This window comes from Chryseobacterium sp. SIMBA_029, assembly GCF_046535275.1.
Taxonomy (GTDB): Bacteria; Bacteroidota; Bacteroidia; order Flavobacteriales; family Weeksellaceae; genus Chryseobacterium.
This window is the reverse complement of the sequence record NZ_JAWRXA010000276.1, coordinates 1-275: the sequence shown is the minus strand read 5'-3', so window position 1 is coordinate 275 and position 275 is coordinate 1. Positions and strand designations below refer to the sequence as shown.

At 62.2% G+C, this 275-nt stretch carries 1 protein-coding gene; it reads right to left on the bottom strand.

Annotated elements, in window-relative coordinates; genetic code table 11:
• Window positions 1-275, bottom strand: a 275-nt coding sequence (locus SB679_RS24110; protein WP_410704767.1) for a hypothetical protein, incomplete at both ends; no start/stop codon positions are given.

Below are 275 nucleotides of genomic sequence, written 5' to 3'. Positions count from 1 at the left end.
CGTCGCCCAAGGCCGTGGTGTCCCGCAAGGCAATGGCATCGGCCACGCACACCCAACGCCCCCACACACCCTTGCTCGCCAGAATGCTCGGCTGCTGATTCACGGGAACAGTAGCCGCGAAGTAGCGCGTGTTGAACCGGGTATGCGCAAAGTCAGGGCTGACCCAGTTCACCAAGGATTTCAGGAGGTCCGTGCGCAACGACAGTCCGCGCTTGGTCAGGATGTCTGTGAACGATTTCTCCTGTGCCGCGACGGCTTCGCGGGCCTTCATCCAC